The organism is Hoeflea sp. 108, assembly GCF_000372965.1.
In the GTDB taxonomy this organism is placed as follows: domain Bacteria; phylum Pseudomonadota; class Alphaproteobacteria; order Rhizobiales; family Rhizobiaceae; genus Aminobacter.
Map to the genome: position 1 here is coordinate 544,383 of NZ_KB890024.1, position 14,148 is coordinate 558,530.

Consider the following 14,148-nt stretch of genomic DNA (forward strand, 5'->3'; position numbering starts at 1 on the left):
ATGTCCCACGATCTGTTCGAAGCCGCCCAGAGCGCCATGGCCAAGGCCTACGCGCCCTATTCGAAATTCCCCGTGGGGGCCGCGATCCGCTGCGACGATGGCCGTGTCTTCACCGGCGCCAACATCGAGGTCATTTCCTATCCGGAGGGCTGGTGCGCCGAGACCACGGCACTTGGTCACTACGTCATGGCCGGTGGCGGCAAGATCACCGAGATCGCCGTCATCGCCGAGAAGAAGGCCAAGTGCACGCCCTGCGGCGGCTGCCGCCAGCGCCTCGCAGAATTTGCCGGCCCCGACACGCCGCTGCATCTTTGCGACAACAACGGCGTCGTCGAGACCGTCCTGCTGAAGGACATCTTCCCGCTGGGTTTCGAGGCCGAGGTGTTGAAATGAAGGAAGCCGTCGATCGTCTCGTCGAGAGCCTCGGCGGGCTCGCTCCGTCGACCGCGCTCGTGCTCGGCTCCGGTCTTGGCACGCTCGTCGACGAGGTCGAGAACGCTGTCCGCATTCCTTATGGCGACCTGCCCGGCTTTCCGCGCAGCGGTGTGACGGGCCACGCCGGCGAGATCGTCGCCGGCCTGTTCGGCGGCCGCCCCATCATCATGATGGCCGGCCGTGCCCATTTCTACGAACATGGCGACGCATCGGTCATGCGCCCGGCAATCGAGACGCTCGCCGGCATCGGTGTCAGCAAGCTGCTGCTCACCAACGCCGCAGGCTCGGTCGATCCGGAAATGCTGCCCGGCTCGATCATGCTGATCGAGGACCACATCAACTTCGCCGGCACCAACCCGCTGTTCGGCGAGCCGACGGACCGCCGTTTTGTCGGCATGACCGAGGCCTATGACGCCGGCCTGCGCCGCGCCTTCGAGGCTGCCGCCGCCGACGCCGGCATCGAGCTGCACAAGGGCGTCTATATGTGGTTCTCCGGCCCGTCCTTCGAGACGCCGGCCGAAATCCGCATGGCCCGCATGTTCGGCGCCAATGCTGTGGGCATGTCGACCGTGCCCGAGGCCATCATCGCCCGCTTCCTCGGCCTCAAGGTGCTGGCCTGCTCGGTCATCACCAACCTTGCCGCGGGCATGACCGGCGCTGAACTGTCGCATCGCGAGACCAAGGACATGGCCCCCATCGGCGGTGCGCGCCTGGCCTCGGTTCTTCGCAAAGCGTTTGAACAGGGCTCGTTCGATGCGTGAGCAGTGGGTGGCGCAAACGGGAAACGCTGCGCTCCTTCGCTCCTCCGTCGAGCGCCAGCCCTCAAGCACAGCAGGCGACTTCTGATGCTCCCGCAGGAAATCATCCGCCGCAAGCGTGACGGCAAGGCGCTGTCCGCCCACGAGATCGCGGCCTTCGTTCAAGGCATCACCTCCGGCGCCGTCTCCGAAGGACAGATCGCTGCCTTCGGCATGGCCGTCTTCTTCAACGGTATGGGCCGCGACGAAGCTGTTGCCCTGACCACCTCCATGCGCGATTCCGGCGACGTGCTCGATTGGTCCGACCTGCCGGGCCCTGCGACAGACAAGCATTCCACCGGCGGCGTCGGCGACAATGTCTCGTTGATGCTGGCGCCTATCGTCGCTGCCTGTGGCGCCTATGTGCCGATGATCTCCGGCCGTGGCCTCGGCCACACCGGCGGCACGCTCGACAAGATGGATTCGATCCCAGGTTATGTCAGCCAGCCCGACCTTGCCCTGTTCCGCCGCACCGTGCGCGAGGCTGGCTGCGCCATCATTGGCCAGACCTCGGACCTCGCGCCTGCTGACAAGCGCTTCTATGGCGTTCGCGACGTCACCGCGACCGTGGAATCGGTGCCGCTCATCACCGCCTCGATCCTGTCCAAGAAGCTCGCCGCCGGCCTCGGCTCGCTGGTGCTCGACGTCAAGATCGGCAACGGTGCCTTCATGGAAAGCGCGCGCGATGCCACGGCGCTTGCCACCAGTCTGGTCGAGGTCGCCAATGGCGCCGGCCTGAAGACGACGGCGCTGATCACGGATATGAACCAGCCGCTGGCTTCCGCCGCCGGCAATGCCGTCGAGGTCCGCAACGCGGTCGATTTCCTCACCGGCCGCTTCCGCGATCCGCGCCTGGAGAAGGTTACGCTGGCGCTCGCCGCCGAGATGCTGTTGTCCGCTGGCCGTGCCGGTACGCAGCGCGAGGGGCTTCAGCGTGCGCGCATCGCACTTGAGGACGGCACGGCTGCCGACATCTTTGGCCGCATGGTTGCCATCCTGGGCGGTCCCGCCGACTTCGTCGCCGACCCGGAAAAGTATCTGCCGAAAGCTGATGTCGAGGTTGCGGTGAAGGCAAAGCGATCCGGCTATGTCAGCGCCATCGCCACCCGCGACATCGGCCTCGCCGTCGTCGCGCTCGGTGGCGGACGCACCCGGCCCGAGGACAAGGTCGATCATGTCGTCGGCATCACGGGCCTGCTGCCTGTCGGAGCCGAGGTGCGGGCGGGCGATGCCCTGGCTGTCGTCCATGCACGCAGCCCGCTTGCAGCCGAGGTTGCCGCCGCTTCTGTACTGTCGGCCTACACGATGGCCGAGACAAAGCCAGCAGCCGCCAAGGTCATCGCCAAACGTATTGCGCCGCGCGGCTGATCAGCCGACGCGGCGCGACGGTTCGCTTCAATCAGTGAGCGTGCTTGCGGCCGAAGCAGGCCACCGCGATTGCCGCCAGCAGCGTCGCCGCACCGCTGTAGATGAAGGCGCTGTTGACGCCGGCATTGTCCACCAGCACGCCGCCGAACACCGCACCCAGCGCGATCGCCACCTGGAAGGTCGCGACCATCAGGCCGCCGGCGCTTTCCGCCTGCTCGGGTGCTGCCCGCACCATCCAGGTCTGCACGCCGACAGGCACCGCGCCGAAGGCGAAGCCCCATGCGGCGATGGCGACGGTTGCCACTCCGGCGGACGACCCGGCCAGCAGGAGCGCCAACGCCGAGACGGCCATCAAAAGGGGAGCCAAGGTTACGGCCGACCTCAGGCTGCGCTCGGCGAGGAAGCCGCCGGCGAGGTTGCCGAAGAAGCCGCCGATGCCGAACGCCAACAGCACCAGGGAGATGGTTTCGATGCCGAGCGCAGGCACCTGCTCGAGGAAGGCGCGGAAGTAGGTGAAGCCGGCGAAATGGCCCGATGCGGTCAGGATCACCAGCAGCAGGCCGACCCGGATCATCGGGTTCTTCGAGACGTCGAACAGGGCGCCGAAGCTGGCGATGCCAACCGGCGGCAGCTTGGGCAGCGTGGCGAACTGCACGATCAACGTGACCACGCCGACGCCTGCCGCAAGGATGAAGGCGCTGCGCCAGCCCCAGACGTCACCGACATAGGCCCCCACGGGGGCGGCGCAGACGGTGGCCACGGACACGCCGGTCAGGATGATCGACATCGCACGCGGCAAGACATGGCTGGGCACGAGCCGCATGGCGATCGCCGCTGACATCGACCAGAAGCCGCCGAGCGCGATGCCGAGCAGCAGACGGGCAAACAAAAGCGACGGCAGGGACCAGGCCACGGCCGCGAGCAGGCTCGAAACGACAAGCAGCAGCGACAGTCCGACCATCACATGCCGCCGGTCGATCTTCCGCGTCGCTATCGCCATGGTTGGTGCTGCGATTGCCGCGACGACTGCGGTCGCCGTCACTGCCTGGCCCGCGGTGCCTTCGCTGATGCCGAGGTCCTGTGCCAGCGGCGTCAAAAGGCTTGCCGGAAGAAACTCGGCCGTTACCAGGCCGAACACGCCAAGCGACAGCGATACGACGGCGCCCCAAAGGGGTTCGGCGCGCTCCTCGGGTTTTGATTGCTGGAGCGGGATACCGTCCAATGTTGCGGTCGCGATATCGTTCATGATGGCTCTCCGATTGCGGTGCGGTGCAACATGGGGCTGGCGAATTGGCGTTTCCATGCTAGAAACGCCAGCATGAATGACCATTCGTCCAAACTTGTCGGCGACCCGCTGACTGACATCCTCAGGGGCCTGCGCCTCGAAGGTGTCGAGTACGGCCGTTGGGAGCTGAAGGAGCCGTGGAACATCGAGTTTCCAGCCCAGGCCACGGCGCGATTCTACTTCGTCGGCCAGAAGGCGTGCTGGCTGCGCCAGCCATCAGGCGAGTGGGTGGAGCTTCGCTGCGGCGACGCGGTGCTTTTGCCGCGCGGCGTTGCCCACGCGCTGGCCAGCGAGCCGGGCGCCAAGTCGTCGCCGATCAACGGCTACGAGATAAAGCAGATCTGCGAAAAGGTCTTCTGTCTGTCGAGTGAGGGTTGCCAGCCGGGCACGCTGCTTTTCTGCGGCAGCATGTATTTCAATCTCGACGGCCTCCATCCGCTGCTCGGCATGATGCCCGACGTCATGCGCACCACCGAGCTCGAGGCCCACGATCCCGGCATTACCCATCTGCTCGAAACCATGGCGCGCGAGGTCAGGCTCGAGCGTGTCGGCTCCGGCGGCATCGTCGCGCGTCTGGCCGACGTGATTGCCGCCGTCATCATCCGCGGCTGGGTCGAGCGCGGCTGCGGCGATGCGAGCGGCTGGATCGCTGCCATCCGGGATCCCAAGATAGGCAGGGTGCTGGCTGCCATCCATCTCGAGCCGAGCCGCGACTGGACGGTCGAGGCGCTGGCCCGCATGATGGGCGCGTCGCGCTCGGGCTTTGCCGATCGCTTTGCGTCAATCGTCGGCGAAACGCCGGCGCGCTACGTCACTCAGGTCAGGATGCATCAGGCGAGGCAGTGGCTCGTCCGCGACCGCCTGAGGATTTCGGTCGTCGCCTCGCGGCTGGGTTATGATTCCGAGGCGGCCTTCAGCCGTGCCTTCAAGCGCGTCATCGGCCAGCCGCCGGGGCATTTCAGGGCCTGGGATCAGGCCCAGGGCAACTGAGACTCACTGCACCAGAAGCAGCGCGCCGTTCTCGACCTGATACTTCTTCAGTCGCGACAGGAAGCTCATGCCGATCAGCGTGCCTGACAGCGCCTTGTCTTCGAGCACGACAACCGGCACGTCCTCGACGGTGATCCGGCCGATCTCCATCCGCCCGATCCGCGCCACTGCTGCCTTGGCCGCACCGTTGGCGGTGTTGACCTCCTGGGTGAAGTCGCCTGGCGCGACATTCACGCCGGCCCGGCGCGCGGTCGAAAGGTTCATGGCAACCAGCGTCGCCCCGGTGTCGACCATGGCGTCGACGGAGCGGCCGTTCAGCTTGAAGGTCGCGGTGAAGTGGCCGCGCATGTCCTGGTCGATCACCACCCGGCGACCGGCTGCAGGGGCGGTGGCTGCACTCACCTCGATCGGCCTAGCGTCGGGCGCAGTGCTGCTTGCACTCGTCCCGAGCAGCGTCTGCACCGTGCCGCCGTGCTTTTCGTAAAGCGATGGCAGCGACGCCGAAGCCGTAGCAAATACGCCGAAGATGATGACTTTACGCAGCATGTGACGCCTCTTGTTCCAGGCGTCACGCTAGCCGGCTCATGGTGTTCGCGGCTTTAACGGCCGGGGCCGACTGCCGATTGCGGTAAACCCGGGGTTAACCGCTCACTTGGTGCCGTACATGCGGTCGCCGGCGTCGCCGAGACCGGGCACGATGTAGCCCTTCTCGTTCAGCGCGCGGTCGATCGAGGCGGTAAACACAGGTACGTCGGGATGCGCCTTGGTGAAGCGCTCGATGCCCTCGGGTGAGGCGAGCAGGCACAGGAAGCGCAAGTTGGTGGCGCCGCGGCCCTTCAGCTTGTCGATGGCCGCAATCGCCGAATTGGCGGTCGCCAGCATCGGGTCTACGACGATGACGAGGCGGTCGGCGAGGTCGCTCGGCGCCTTGAAGAAATACTCCACCGCCTCCAGCGTCTCGTGGTCGCGATAGAGGCCGACATGGGCAACGCGCGCCGCCGGTACCAGGTCGAGAAGGCCTTCGAGCAGGCCGTTGCCGGCGCGCAGCACCGAGGCGAACACCAGCTTCTTGCCCTCAAGCGTCGGCGCTTCCATGGTCTCTATCGGCGTCTCGATCGACTTGGTGGTCAGCTCGAGGTCGCGCGTCACCTCGTAGCCCAGCAACAGCGAGATCTCGCGCAGCAGGCGGCGGAAGCCGGCCGTCGAGGTTTCCTTGTCGCGCATGATGGTCAGCTTGTGCTGGACAAGCGGATGGTCGACGACGGTTACGGTCATGGCTTACGCTCCTGGAACTCAGAAAATTGGCGCCATTCTATCGACTGGCGCGCCGTCGACCAATGACGCGCCAGCCTTGAACCACAGTTTTGTCGGCTGAAATCAGCGTTTGTAGCCGTCCAGCCGGGCCAGCAGCGCCGATTTCGTCTTCCGGTCGACAAAGGCCGCCTCGATAGCCGTCCGCGTTGTTGCCATCAGCGCCTTGTCGTCCATGCCGAAATGCTCTGTCGCGATGTCATATTCGCGCTTCAGGCTGGTCCAGAAATAGGGCGGATCATCGGAGTTCAACGTCACCTTGCAGCCAGCGTCGCGCAGCTTGCGGAAGGGGTGCTCGCCAAAACTATCGAACACCTTCAGCGCGATGTTCGACCCGGGGCAAATCTCCAGCACGATGCCTTCGTCGGCGATGCGCTTGACCAGGTCGGGGTTCTCGATGGCGCGCACGCCATGGCCGATGCGCGACGGCCTGATGTGGTCGAGTGCGGCCGCAACACTTTCCCAGCCCAGCAGCTCGCCGGCATGGATGGTGATGCCGAGGCCCGCCTCGCGGGCGATCTCGAAGGCACGCACATAATCCTCGAAGTCGCCCATGCGCTCGTCGCCGGCAACACCGAAGCCGGTCACCAGCGGATGGTTGCACTTGGCCGCGAAACGCGCCGCCGCCTCGATCGATTCGACACCGACATGGCGCACGCCGGTGACGATCATGCGGCCTTCGATGCCGGTCTTGGCCCTGGCCCGCTCCATGCCTTCGCCGAGCGCGTCGGTATAGGCCTTGGGCGACAGGCCCGCCTTGATGGCGTGGTCGGGCGAGGTGAACACTTCGGAGTAGATCGCCCCATCGCGGGCAAGGCTGGTGAGATAATGTTCCGACAGCCGCGCATAGTCCTCTTCGGTGCGGAACAGGTCGGCGGCAAAGTCGTAGGCTGCCAGGAACGAGGTGAAATCGTTCCAGACGAAAGTCCCGTTCTGGATGAACGGCGTGGGGTCCTTGTCGTATTTCTGCGCCTGGCGGATCACCAGTTCAGGCGCCGCCGCACCTTCTATGTGACAGTGCAGCTCGGCTTTCAAAGGCATATGGTCTTCCTCGTCATGTCGGCGCGGGCGCGGCTGAAAACCGCGCCTCAGACAATAGCGCCGGCTGGTGTGATCGGCTATGGTCCCGCCGGATTTGATTGGACAAGAAAATGTCAGAACAACGGACGACCGCCGCCGGCGGCATGGAAACTTCGTATGGTTTCCGCAATGTCGGCGAGAGTGAGAAGCAAGGCCTGGTCAACGAGGTCTTCCACAAGGTCGCCAACCGCTATGACGTGATGAACGACCTGATGTCCGCCGGCATGCACCGCGTCTGGAAGGACGGGCTGGTCGCCTGGCTCAATCCGCCGCGCCGTGCAGGCTGGAAGGTGCTCGACGTGGCCGGCGGCACCGGCGACATTGCCTTCCGCATCGTCGAGGCCTCGCATGACAACGCCCATGCGACCGTGCTCGACATCAACGGGTCGATGCTGGCTGTCGGGCGCGAGCGCGCTGAAAAGCGCGGCCTGGCGCAAAAGACCGATTTCGTCGAGGCCAATGCCGAGGAACTGCCCTTCGCCGACGAGACCTTCGACGCCTACACGGTCGCCTTCGGTATCCGCAACGTGCCGCGCATCGACGTCGCGCTTTCGGAAGCCTATCGCGTGCTCAAGCCCGGCGGCCGCATCATGGTCCTCGAATTCTCCGAGGTCGACATGCCGCTGCTCGACAAGGTCTACGAGGCCTGGTCGTTCAACGCCATTCCGCGCATCGGCCAGGCCGTGACGGGCGACGGCGAGCCTTATGCCTATCTCGTCGAATCGATCCGCAAGTTCCCCAACCAGCAGAACTTCGCGGCAATGATGACCAATGCCGGTTTCGACCGCGTCACCTTCCGCAACTATTCCGGCGGCATCGCGGCCCTCCACTCGGGCTGGAAGCTTTGACGGACGGCGCGCGATGAGCAGTATCGGGGCGTCTTTCCGGCTCGCGCGGGCGGGCTGGGTTCTGGTGCGTGAGGGCGTGGTCGCGGCTCTGCCGGGCGACCAGCTGTCGGGCCTGCCGAAATTCGGCTGGCGCGTGGCCAGGTTGCTCACACGTCGCCGGGCCCGCAAAAGCGTCCGCAGCGACCGGCTGGCCAATGCCGTTGCCCGGCTCGGTCCGTCCTATGTCAAGCTCGGCCAGTTCCTGGCGACCCGTCCCGACGTCGTCGGCGACCAGATCGCGCTTGACCTGGCGCTGCTGCAGGACAGCATGGCGACCTTCCCGATGGCGGAAGCGGTCGAGGCCATCGAAGGCTCGCTCGGCCGCAAGGTCGCCGATCTCTACACCAGCATCGACGCCCCGGTGGCAGCCGCTTCGATCGCCCAGGTTCACCCCGCCGAGGTCGCCACTCCGAACGGTCCCCGCAAGGTCGCCGTCAAGGTCATCCGCCCCGGTGTGCGCCGCCGCTTCTTCCAGGATCTAGAGAGTTACTTCCTCGCCGCCCGGCTGCAGGAACGTTTCGTCCCGTCGAGCCGCCGGCTGCGTCCGGTCGAGATCACCGAGACGATGGCCCAGACCACCAAGATCGAGATGGATTTCCGTCTCGAGGCGGCCGCCTATTCCGAACTCGGCGAAAACACCAAGGACGATCCGGGCTTCCGCGTGCCGGAGGTCGACTGGGAGCGCACCGGCCGCGATGTGCTCACCATGGAGTGGATCGACGGCGTCAAGCTAAACGATATCGAAGGGCTGCGCGCCGGGGGCTACGATCTCAAGGCGATTGCCGCAACGCTGGTCCAGTCGTTCCTCAGGCATACGCTGCGCGACGGCTTCTTCCATGCCGACATGCACCCGGGCAACATGTTCGTCGATGCCAATGGCGACATCGTCGCCGTCGATCTCGGCATCTCCGGCCGCCTCGGCAAGAAGGAGCAGCGTTTCCTCGCCGAGATCCTCTACGGCTTCATCACCCGCAACTACATGCGCGTCGCCGAGGTGCATTTCGAGGCCGGCTACGTGCCGCGCCACCACAATGTCGCGGCCTTCGCCCAGGCCATCCGTGCCATTGGCGAGCCGATCCATGGCCAGCCGGCCGAAACCATCTCGATGGCCAAGCTTTTGACCCTGCTGTTCGAGGTCACCGAGTTGTTCGACATGCAGACGCGGCCCGAACTGGTGCTGCTGCAGAAGACCATGGTCGTGGTCGAAGGCGTTGCCCGCACGCTCGACCCGGCCTTCAATATGTGGAAGACGGCCGAGCCGGTGGTCGGCAACTGGATCGCAGGCAATCTCGGCCCGCGCGGTCTGCTGATCGACGCACGCGACGGCGTCGGCGCCTTGCTGTCGCTCGCTCGTCAGGCCCCTGATCTCTCCGCCCGCGCCGAGCGCCTGTCGCGCGAGATTGACGCCATGGCCGAAAATGGCCTGCGCTTCGATGAGGCGACGGCGCGTGCCATCGGCAAGGCCGAAGCCCGCCACACCCGCTCCGGCCGCATCGCTCTGTGGGTCATGGCGCTGACGCTGGTCTACATCGCCTGGCAACTGCTCTGATTGGGCATGACAGCATTGCCAGCAATGCTGTCATTGAATGCGCTGTCATTGAATGGATTGTCCGTCGGCGATATCTCTAGGGTAAGCTAGGAGCCACGCATCGCCGCTTCGGACGCGGTTCGGGGCTAATCTCAACGACTGTTTCGCCTATGCGCTGGCAAAAACCCGGATCCTGCGGCTGCTTTTCAAGAGCGACGATTTCATCCATACCGACATCGAGCCGGCGCTGAAGCCGGTCTGAGGGCCAAGCATGTTCCTTTCCGGCAAGCGCATCCTGCTTATCATCGGCGGCGGCATCGCGGCCTACAAGTCGCTCGACCTGATCCGCAGGCTGCGCGAGCGCGGCGCATCGGTCCGGGCGGTCATGACGTCTGCCGCCCAGGAGTTCATCACGCCTCTGTCGGTTGGCGCACTCACCGCCGACCACGTCTTCACCGATCTCTTCGACCGCCAGGACGAGCAGGATGTCGGCCACATCAGGCTGGCGCGCGACGCGGACCTGATCGTCGTTGCGCCCGCTACCGCCGACTTGATGGCCAAACTCGCCAACGGCCATGCCTCCGACCTCGCCTCCGCCGTGCTGCTCGCCACAGACAAGAAGGTGCTGTTTGCGCCGGCCATGAACCCGCGTATGTGGTCGAACCCGGCGACGCGCCGCAACCGTGCCACGCTGGAAAAGGACGGTATCCATTTCATCGGCCCGATGAAGGGCGAGATGGCCGAGAACAACGAAGCAGGCGAGGGCCGCATGGCCGAACCGCTGCAGATCGTCGGCGCCATTGAGGAACTGCTTGACATCAGGCCGAAGCCCTTGTCGGGCCGCAAGATCATCATCACTTCGGGTCCGACGCACGAGCCCATCGACCCCGTGCGCTACATAGCCAACCGCTCGTCAGGCAAGCAGGGACACGCGCTTGCCGCCTCGCTCGCCAGGCTCGGCGCCGATGTCCGCCTCGTCTCCGGCCCGGTCACCATTCTCGATCCCGCCGGGGTCAAGACAGTCCATGTCGAGAGCGCGCGCGAGATGCGCGACGCCGTCGAGCAACTGTTGCCGGCCGATGCCGCCATCTTCGTTGCCGCCGTCGCCGATTGGCGCACCGCAGCCTCCGCTGACGAAAAGATCAAGAAGGTGGCAGGCGAGGGGCCGCCGGCGCTGCAGATGGTCGAGAACCCCGACATCCTTGCCGGCATCGGCCATCACGCCAGGCGGCCGTACCTTGTCGTCGGCTTCGCCGCCGAGACCCAGGACGTGCTCAGGAACGCGCAGGCCAAGCTCGCCAGGAAGGGCGCCGATTTCATCGTCGCCAACGATGTCAGCCACGAGGGCGGCGTCATGGGCGGCGACCGCAACCGGGTGAAGATCGTGAGCAAATCAGGCGTCGACGAATGGCCCGATTTGCCCAAGGAAGAGGTCGCCGAGCGTCTTGCACAACTGATCGCCGACAGGCTCCGCACCGTCACCGTCTGACCAAACGTTGCGCTGCCCCATCGCGGCGGCGAACATAGTGTTCACCGGATGGTGGCTTGGCCGCCTTGCCCGCGCGTGCGAGGGGAGGGCCGACCACCATCTGGAGTTTTCTACGACATGAAGCTTTTCTATATGCCCGGCGCCTGTTCGCTGGCTCCGCACATCGTTGCCAACGAAGTCGGCATCGACCTCGAGCTCGTCAAGGTCGACGGTAAGACCAAGACCACCGAAACCCAGCAGGATTTCCTCGTCACCAACCCCAATGGCTACGTGCCGGCGCTGGTTCTCGGCGACGGCGAGCTGATGACCGAATCCTCCGTGCTGGTGCAGTACCTCGCCGACCAGAAGCCAGAGAGCGGCCTGATGCCCAAGGCCGGCGACATGGCGCGCTACCGCGTCCAGCAGTGGCTGGCCTTCGTCGCCACCGAGCTGCACAAGGTCTTCGGCGCCTTCTTCAAGCCCAACACGCCCGACGCCACCAAGGAAATCAACCGCGAGCTGCTGGCCAGGCGCCTCGCTTATGTCGACGGCAAGCTCGACGGCCGCGCCTACCTGATGGGCGATGCCTTCACCGCGGCTGATGCCTATCTCTGGACGATCCTCGGCTGGGCCAAGCATGTCGGCATCGACCTCTCGTCCTTCGCCAACATCCAGCGCTACATTGGCACCGTGGCGGCCCGCCCGGCAGTGCAGAAGGCGCTGCGCGCCGAAGGCCTGGCCTGAACCCGGCCTGACTGTTGCCGTCTCGCCTGAGGCGGCAACCTCATACCTGATGACCAGACGGCCCTCCGGCACCCGCCAGAGGGCCGTTTTCTTTATGCAATTCCTATTTCTTTGGTTCCGCCGCGCTCTCGAACCTTAATGCGGTTCTGCCCCAGATTCTCCCTGACATCGACAGTTCTGCCGACGACGCCCGCACCGCTGGCGTCGTCGCGTCGTGCATCGACTTAACGCCCGGCCTGCCGGGACGATTTCAGGAAAGGACCCCGGAGATGGACATCTTCGTACTCGCCATAGGCGTCGTCTTCTTCGCCATGTGCTTCGCCTACGTCAAAGCCTGCGACATCCTCTGAGCATCGGCCCGAAAATCGCAAACGATTTTCGGAAAGCACGATGCGCAAATTCAACAAGCGAGAGCGTCCGATGTTGTTCGATTACATTCTCGGTGGTGCAGTGACCGTGTTCCTGCTCGCCTACCTGACCTACGCGCTCATCCGCCCTGAACGGTTCTGAAGACCGTCCCGCGCATGTTCGGAAAGCATTTGTCATGACAATCAATGGCTGGATACAGATCCTCGTCTTCTGTGGGATCATCATTTTGCTCGTGAAGCCGCTCGGCGGTTACATGTACCGCGTCTTCAGCGGCGAGCGCACGTTCCTCTCCCCCATCCTCGGCCCTGTCGAGCGTCTGCTCTATGGCCTCGCCGGCACCAGCGAGCGCGAGGACCAGCATTGGACCGGCTACGCCGCGGCTATGCTGGCCTTCAATGTCGCCGGTTTCCTGCTGCTCTACATGTTGCAGCGCATCCAGGGCGACCTGCCGTTCAATCCAGCCGGCATGACCGCTGTCCCGCCTGAGTTGTCCTTCAACACCGCCGTCAGTTTCGTCACCAACACCAATTGGCAGAACTACGGCGGCGAAAGCACCATGTCCTACCTGGTGCAGATGGCCGGCCTGACCGTACAGAACTTCGTCTCCGCCGCTACCGGCATCGCCATCGGCATGGCGCTGATCCGCGGCTTCGCCCGTGCCTCGGGCAAGTCGATCGGCAATTTCTGGGTCGATCTCGTAAGAGCCACGCTTTACGTGCTCCTGCCGCTCTGTATCGCACTCACGCTCGCCTATGTCTGGCTCGGCGTGCCGCAGACCACCGGCGCCTATGTCACCGCAACCACTGTCGAAGGTGCCCAGCAGACCATCGCGCTCGGACCGGTCGCCTCGCAGCTCGCCATCAAGATGCTCGGCACCAATGGTGGTGGCTTCTTTAACGCCAACTCGGCGCACCCGTTCGAAAACCCCGACGCCATTTCCAACTTCCTCCAGATGGTTTCGATCTTCGCGCTTGGTGCAGCGCTGACCAATGTCTTCGGCCGCATGGTCGGAAATCAGCGCCAAGGTTGGGCGATCTTTGCCACCATGGGCATCCTGTTTCTGGCCGGCGTCGTCGTCACCTACTGGGCCGAGGCTGCCGGCAATCCGCTCGTCCATGCGCTCGGCATCGACGGCGGCAACATGGAAGGCAAGGAAGTCCGCTTCGGCATCGCCTTGTCGTCGCTCTTCGCCGTCGTCACCACGGCGGCCTCCTGTGGTGCGGTCAACGCCATGCACGGCTCGTTCACCGCGCTCGGCGGCATGATCCCGCTCATCAACATGGAGCTCGGCGAAGTTATCGTCGGCGGCGTCGGCGCCGGCTTCTACGGCATCCTGATGTTCGTCATCATCGCCATCTTCGTCGCTGGCCTGATGGTTGGCCGCACGCCCGAATATCTCGGCAAGAAGATCGAGGCCAAGGAGGTCAAGATGGCCGTGCTTGCCATCCTGTGCCTGCCGCTTGCCATGCTCGGCTTCACCGCGATTGCAGTGCTGATCCCCAGCGCCGTGGCGTCCGTCGGCACACCCGGCCCGCACGGCTTCTCCGAGATCCTCTATGCCTACACCTCGGGTGCAGCCAACAACGGCTCGGCCTTCGGCGGCCTCACCGGCAACACGCCCTGGTACAACATCACCATTGGCCTCGCCATGCTGATGGGCCGCTTTCTGGTCATCATCCCGGCACTTGCCATTGCCGGTTCGCTGGTCACCAAGAAGACGGTTCCCGCTTCCGCCGGCACCTTCCCGACCGACAGCACGCTGTTCGTCGGCCTGCTCGCCGGTGTCATCCTCATCGTCGGTGGCCTCACCTTCTTCCCGGCGCTCGCCGTCGGCCCGATCGTCGAACACCTCGCCATGATCGTCGGCCAGGTTTTCTGAAGCGGTC

General features: G+C 64.9%; 14 protein-coding genes and 1 pseudogene. 11 read left to right on the forward strand and 4 right to left on the reverse strand.

What is annotated here, in order from left to right; all coding sequences use genetic code 11:
- The 3 genes from cdd to deoA all read left to right on the forward strand — a co-directional run bounded on the left by cdd (position 1) and on the right by deoA (position 2,600).
- On the forward strand, positions 1 to 393 hold the full coding sequence (gene cdd, locus B015_RS0102630) for a cytidine deaminase (protein ID WP_018426103.1): 393 nt from the start codon (positions 1 to 3) through the stop codon (positions 391 to 393).
- Positions 390 to 1,196 carry a purine-nucleoside phosphorylase gene (locus tag B015_RS0102635; RefSeq protein ID WP_018426104.1) on the forward strand — a complete coding sequence of 269 codons (807 nt, stop codon included), beginning with the start codon at positions 390 to 392 and terminating at the stop codon, positions 1,194 to 1,196. Before cdd ends, B015_RS0102635 begins: the two co-directional genes overlap by 4 nt.
- An 84-nt stretch (positions 1,197 to 1,280) precedes the next feature.
- Positions 1,281 to 2,600: a thymidine phosphorylase gene (gene deoA / locus B015_RS0102640; RefSeq protein WP_018426105.1), complete on the forward strand. Its 1,320-nt coding sequence runs from the start codon at positions 1,281 to 1,283 to the stop codon at positions 2,598 to 2,600.
- 31 nt (positions 2,601 to 2,631) lie between these two features.
- Here deoA and B015_RS0102645 read toward each other — a convergent pair whose 3' ends face one another.
- Positions 2,632 to 3,846, reverse strand: coding sequence for an MFS transporter (locus B015_RS0102645; RefSeq protein WP_018426106.1), 1,215 nt, complete (start codon positions 3,844 to 3,846; stop codon positions 2,632 to 2,634).
- Positions 3,847 to 3,918: 72 nt separating this feature from the next.
- Here B015_RS0102645 and B015_RS0102650 point away from each other — a divergent pair, with 72 nt between their 5' ends.
- Entirely contained in the window at positions 3,919 to 4,875 is a 957-nt protein-coding gene (locus tag B015_RS0102650; RefSeq protein ID WP_018426107.1) for an AraC family transcriptional regulator, read from the forward strand.
- A gap of 3 nt (positions 4,876 to 4,878) precedes the next feature.
- Here B015_RS0102650 and B015_RS0102655 read toward each other — a convergent pair whose 3' ends face one another.
- The 3 genes from B015_RS0102655 to B015_RS0102665 all read right to left on the reverse strand — a co-directional run bounded on the left by B015_RS0102655 (position 4,879) and on the right by B015_RS0102665 (position 7,227).
- The gene (locus B015_RS0102655) at positions 4,879 to 5,421 is read right to left on the reverse strand and encodes a TIGR02281 family clan AA aspartic protease (RefSeq protein WP_018426108.1); all 543 of its coding nucleotides are present in this window, start codon (positions 5,419 to 5,421) and stop codon (positions 4,879 to 4,881) included.
- Between the two features lie 102 nt (positions 5,422 to 5,523).
- Positions 5,524 to 6,150, reverse strand: coding sequence for a uracil phosphoribosyltransferase (gene upp, locus B015_RS0102660; RefSeq protein ID WP_018426109.1), 627 nt, complete (start codon positions 6,148 to 6,150; stop codon positions 5,524 to 5,526).
- Between the two features lie 102 nt (positions 6,151 to 6,252).
- Positions 6,253 to 7,227 (reverse strand): adenosine deaminase, encoded by a 975-nt coding sequence (locus tag B015_RS0102665; RefSeq protein ID WP_018426110.1) that lies wholly within the window; start codon positions 7,225 to 7,227, stop codon positions 6,253 to 6,255.
- A 110-nt stretch (positions 7,228 to 7,337) separates the two neighbouring features.
- Between B015_RS0102665 and ubiE the strand changes: the two genes are divergently transcribed.
- The 7 genes and pseudogenes from ubiE (at position 7,338) to kdpA (ending at position 14,141) form a co-directional block, all read left to right on the forward strand.
- On the forward strand, positions 7,338 to 8,114 hold the full coding sequence (gene ubiE / locus B015_RS0102670; RefSeq protein WP_018426111.1) for a bifunctional demethylmenaquinone methyltransferase/2-methoxy-6-polyprenyl-1,4-benzoquinol methylase UbiE: 777 nt from the start codon (positions 7,338 to 7,340) through the stop codon (positions 8,112 to 8,114).
- Positions 8,115 to 8,127: 13 nt separating this feature from the next.
- A complete protein-coding gene (ubiB, locus tag B015_RS0102675; RefSeq protein WP_018426112.1) occupies positions 8,128 to 9,702 on the forward strand; it encodes a 2-polyprenylphenol 6-hydroxylase in 1,575 nt (524 codons plus the stop codon).
- 127 nt (positions 9,703 to 9,829) lie between these two features.
- Positions 9,830 to 9,943: pseudogene (locus B015_RS33770) on the forward strand (type II toxin-antitoxin system VapC family toxin); the annotation flags it as partial.
- Between the two features lie 9 nt (positions 9,944 to 9,952).
- Positions 9,953 to 11,170 (forward strand): bifunctional phosphopantothenoylcysteine decarboxylase/phosphopantothenate--cysteine ligase CoaBC, encoded by a 1,218-nt coding sequence (gene coaBC / locus B015_RS0102680; protein ID WP_018426113.1) that lies wholly within the window; start codon positions 9,953 to 9,955, stop codon positions 11,168 to 11,170.
- Between the two features lie 117 nt (positions 11,171 to 11,287).
- Entirely contained in the window at positions 11,288 to 11,893 is a 606-nt protein-coding gene (gstA, locus tag B015_RS0102685; RefSeq protein ID WP_018426114.1) for a glutathione transferase GstA, read from the forward strand.
- Positions 11,894 to 12,313: 420 nt separating this feature from the next.
- Positions 12,314 to 12,403 carry a K(+)-transporting ATPase subunit F gene (locus B015_RS30310; RefSeq protein ID WP_040456474.1) on the forward strand — a complete coding sequence of 30 codons (90 nt, stop codon included), beginning with the start codon at positions 12,314 to 12,316 and terminating at the stop codon, positions 12,401 to 12,403.
- Between the two features lie 34 nt (positions 12,404 to 12,437).
- A complete protein-coding gene (kdpA, locus tag B015_RS0102700) occupies positions 12,438 to 14,141 on the forward strand; it encodes a potassium-transporting ATPase subunit KdpA (protein WP_018426116.1) in 1,704 nt (567 codons plus the stop codon).
- Positions 14,142 to 14,148: the final 7 nt, after the last annotated feature.

Coding starts and splice junctions, on each gene's coding strand:
- cdd (WP_018426103.1), top strand. CDS start 1: ATGTCCCACGATCTGTTCGAAGCCGCCCAGAGCGCCATGGCCAAGGCC.
- B015_RS0102635 (WP_018426104.1), top strand. CDS start 390: ATGAAGGAAGCCGTCGATCGTCTCGTCGAGAGCCTCGGCGGGCTCGCT.
- deoA (WP_018426105.1), top strand. CDS start 1,281: ATGCTCCCGCAGGAAATCATCCGCCGCAAGCGTGACGGCAAGGCGCTG.
- B015_RS0102645 (WP_018426106.1), bottom strand. CDS start 3,846: ATGAACGATATCGCGACCGCAACATTGGACGGTATCCCGCTCCAGCAA.
- B015_RS0102650 (WP_018426107.1), top strand. CDS start 3,919: ATGAATGACCATTCGTCCAAACTTGTCGGCGACCCGCTGACTGACATC.
- B015_RS0102655 (WP_018426108.1), bottom strand. CDS start 5,421: ATGCTGCGTAAAGTCATCATCTTCGGCGTATTTGCTACGGCTTCGGCG.
- upp (WP_018426109.1), bottom strand. CDS start 6,150: ATGACCGTAACCGTCGTCGACCATCCGCTTGTCCAGCACAAGCTGACC.
- B015_RS0102665 (WP_018426110.1), bottom strand. CDS start 7,227: ATGCCTTTGAAAGCCGAGCTGCACTGTCACATAGAAGGTGCGGCGGCG.
- ubiE (WP_018426111.1), top strand. CDS start 7,338: ATGTCAGAACAACGGACGACCGCCGCCGGCGGCATGGAAACTTCGTAT.
- ubiB (WP_018426112.1), top strand. CDS start 8,128: ATGAGCAGTATCGGGGCGTCTTTCCGGCTCGCGCGGGCGGGCTGGGTT.
- coaBC (WP_018426113.1), top strand. CDS start 9,953: ATGTTCCTTTCCGGCAAGCGCATCCTGCTTATCATCGGCGGCGGCATC.
- gstA (WP_018426114.1), top strand. CDS start 11,288: ATGAAGCTTTTCTATATGCCCGGCGCCTGTTCGCTGGCTCCGCACATC.
- B015_RS30310 (WP_040456474.1), top strand. CDS start 12,314: ATGTTGTTCGATTACATTCTCGGTGGTGCAGTGACCGTGTTCCTGCTC.
- kdpA (WP_018426116.1), top strand. CDS start 12,438: ATGACAATCAATGGCTGGATACAGATCCTCGTCTTCTGTGGGATCATC.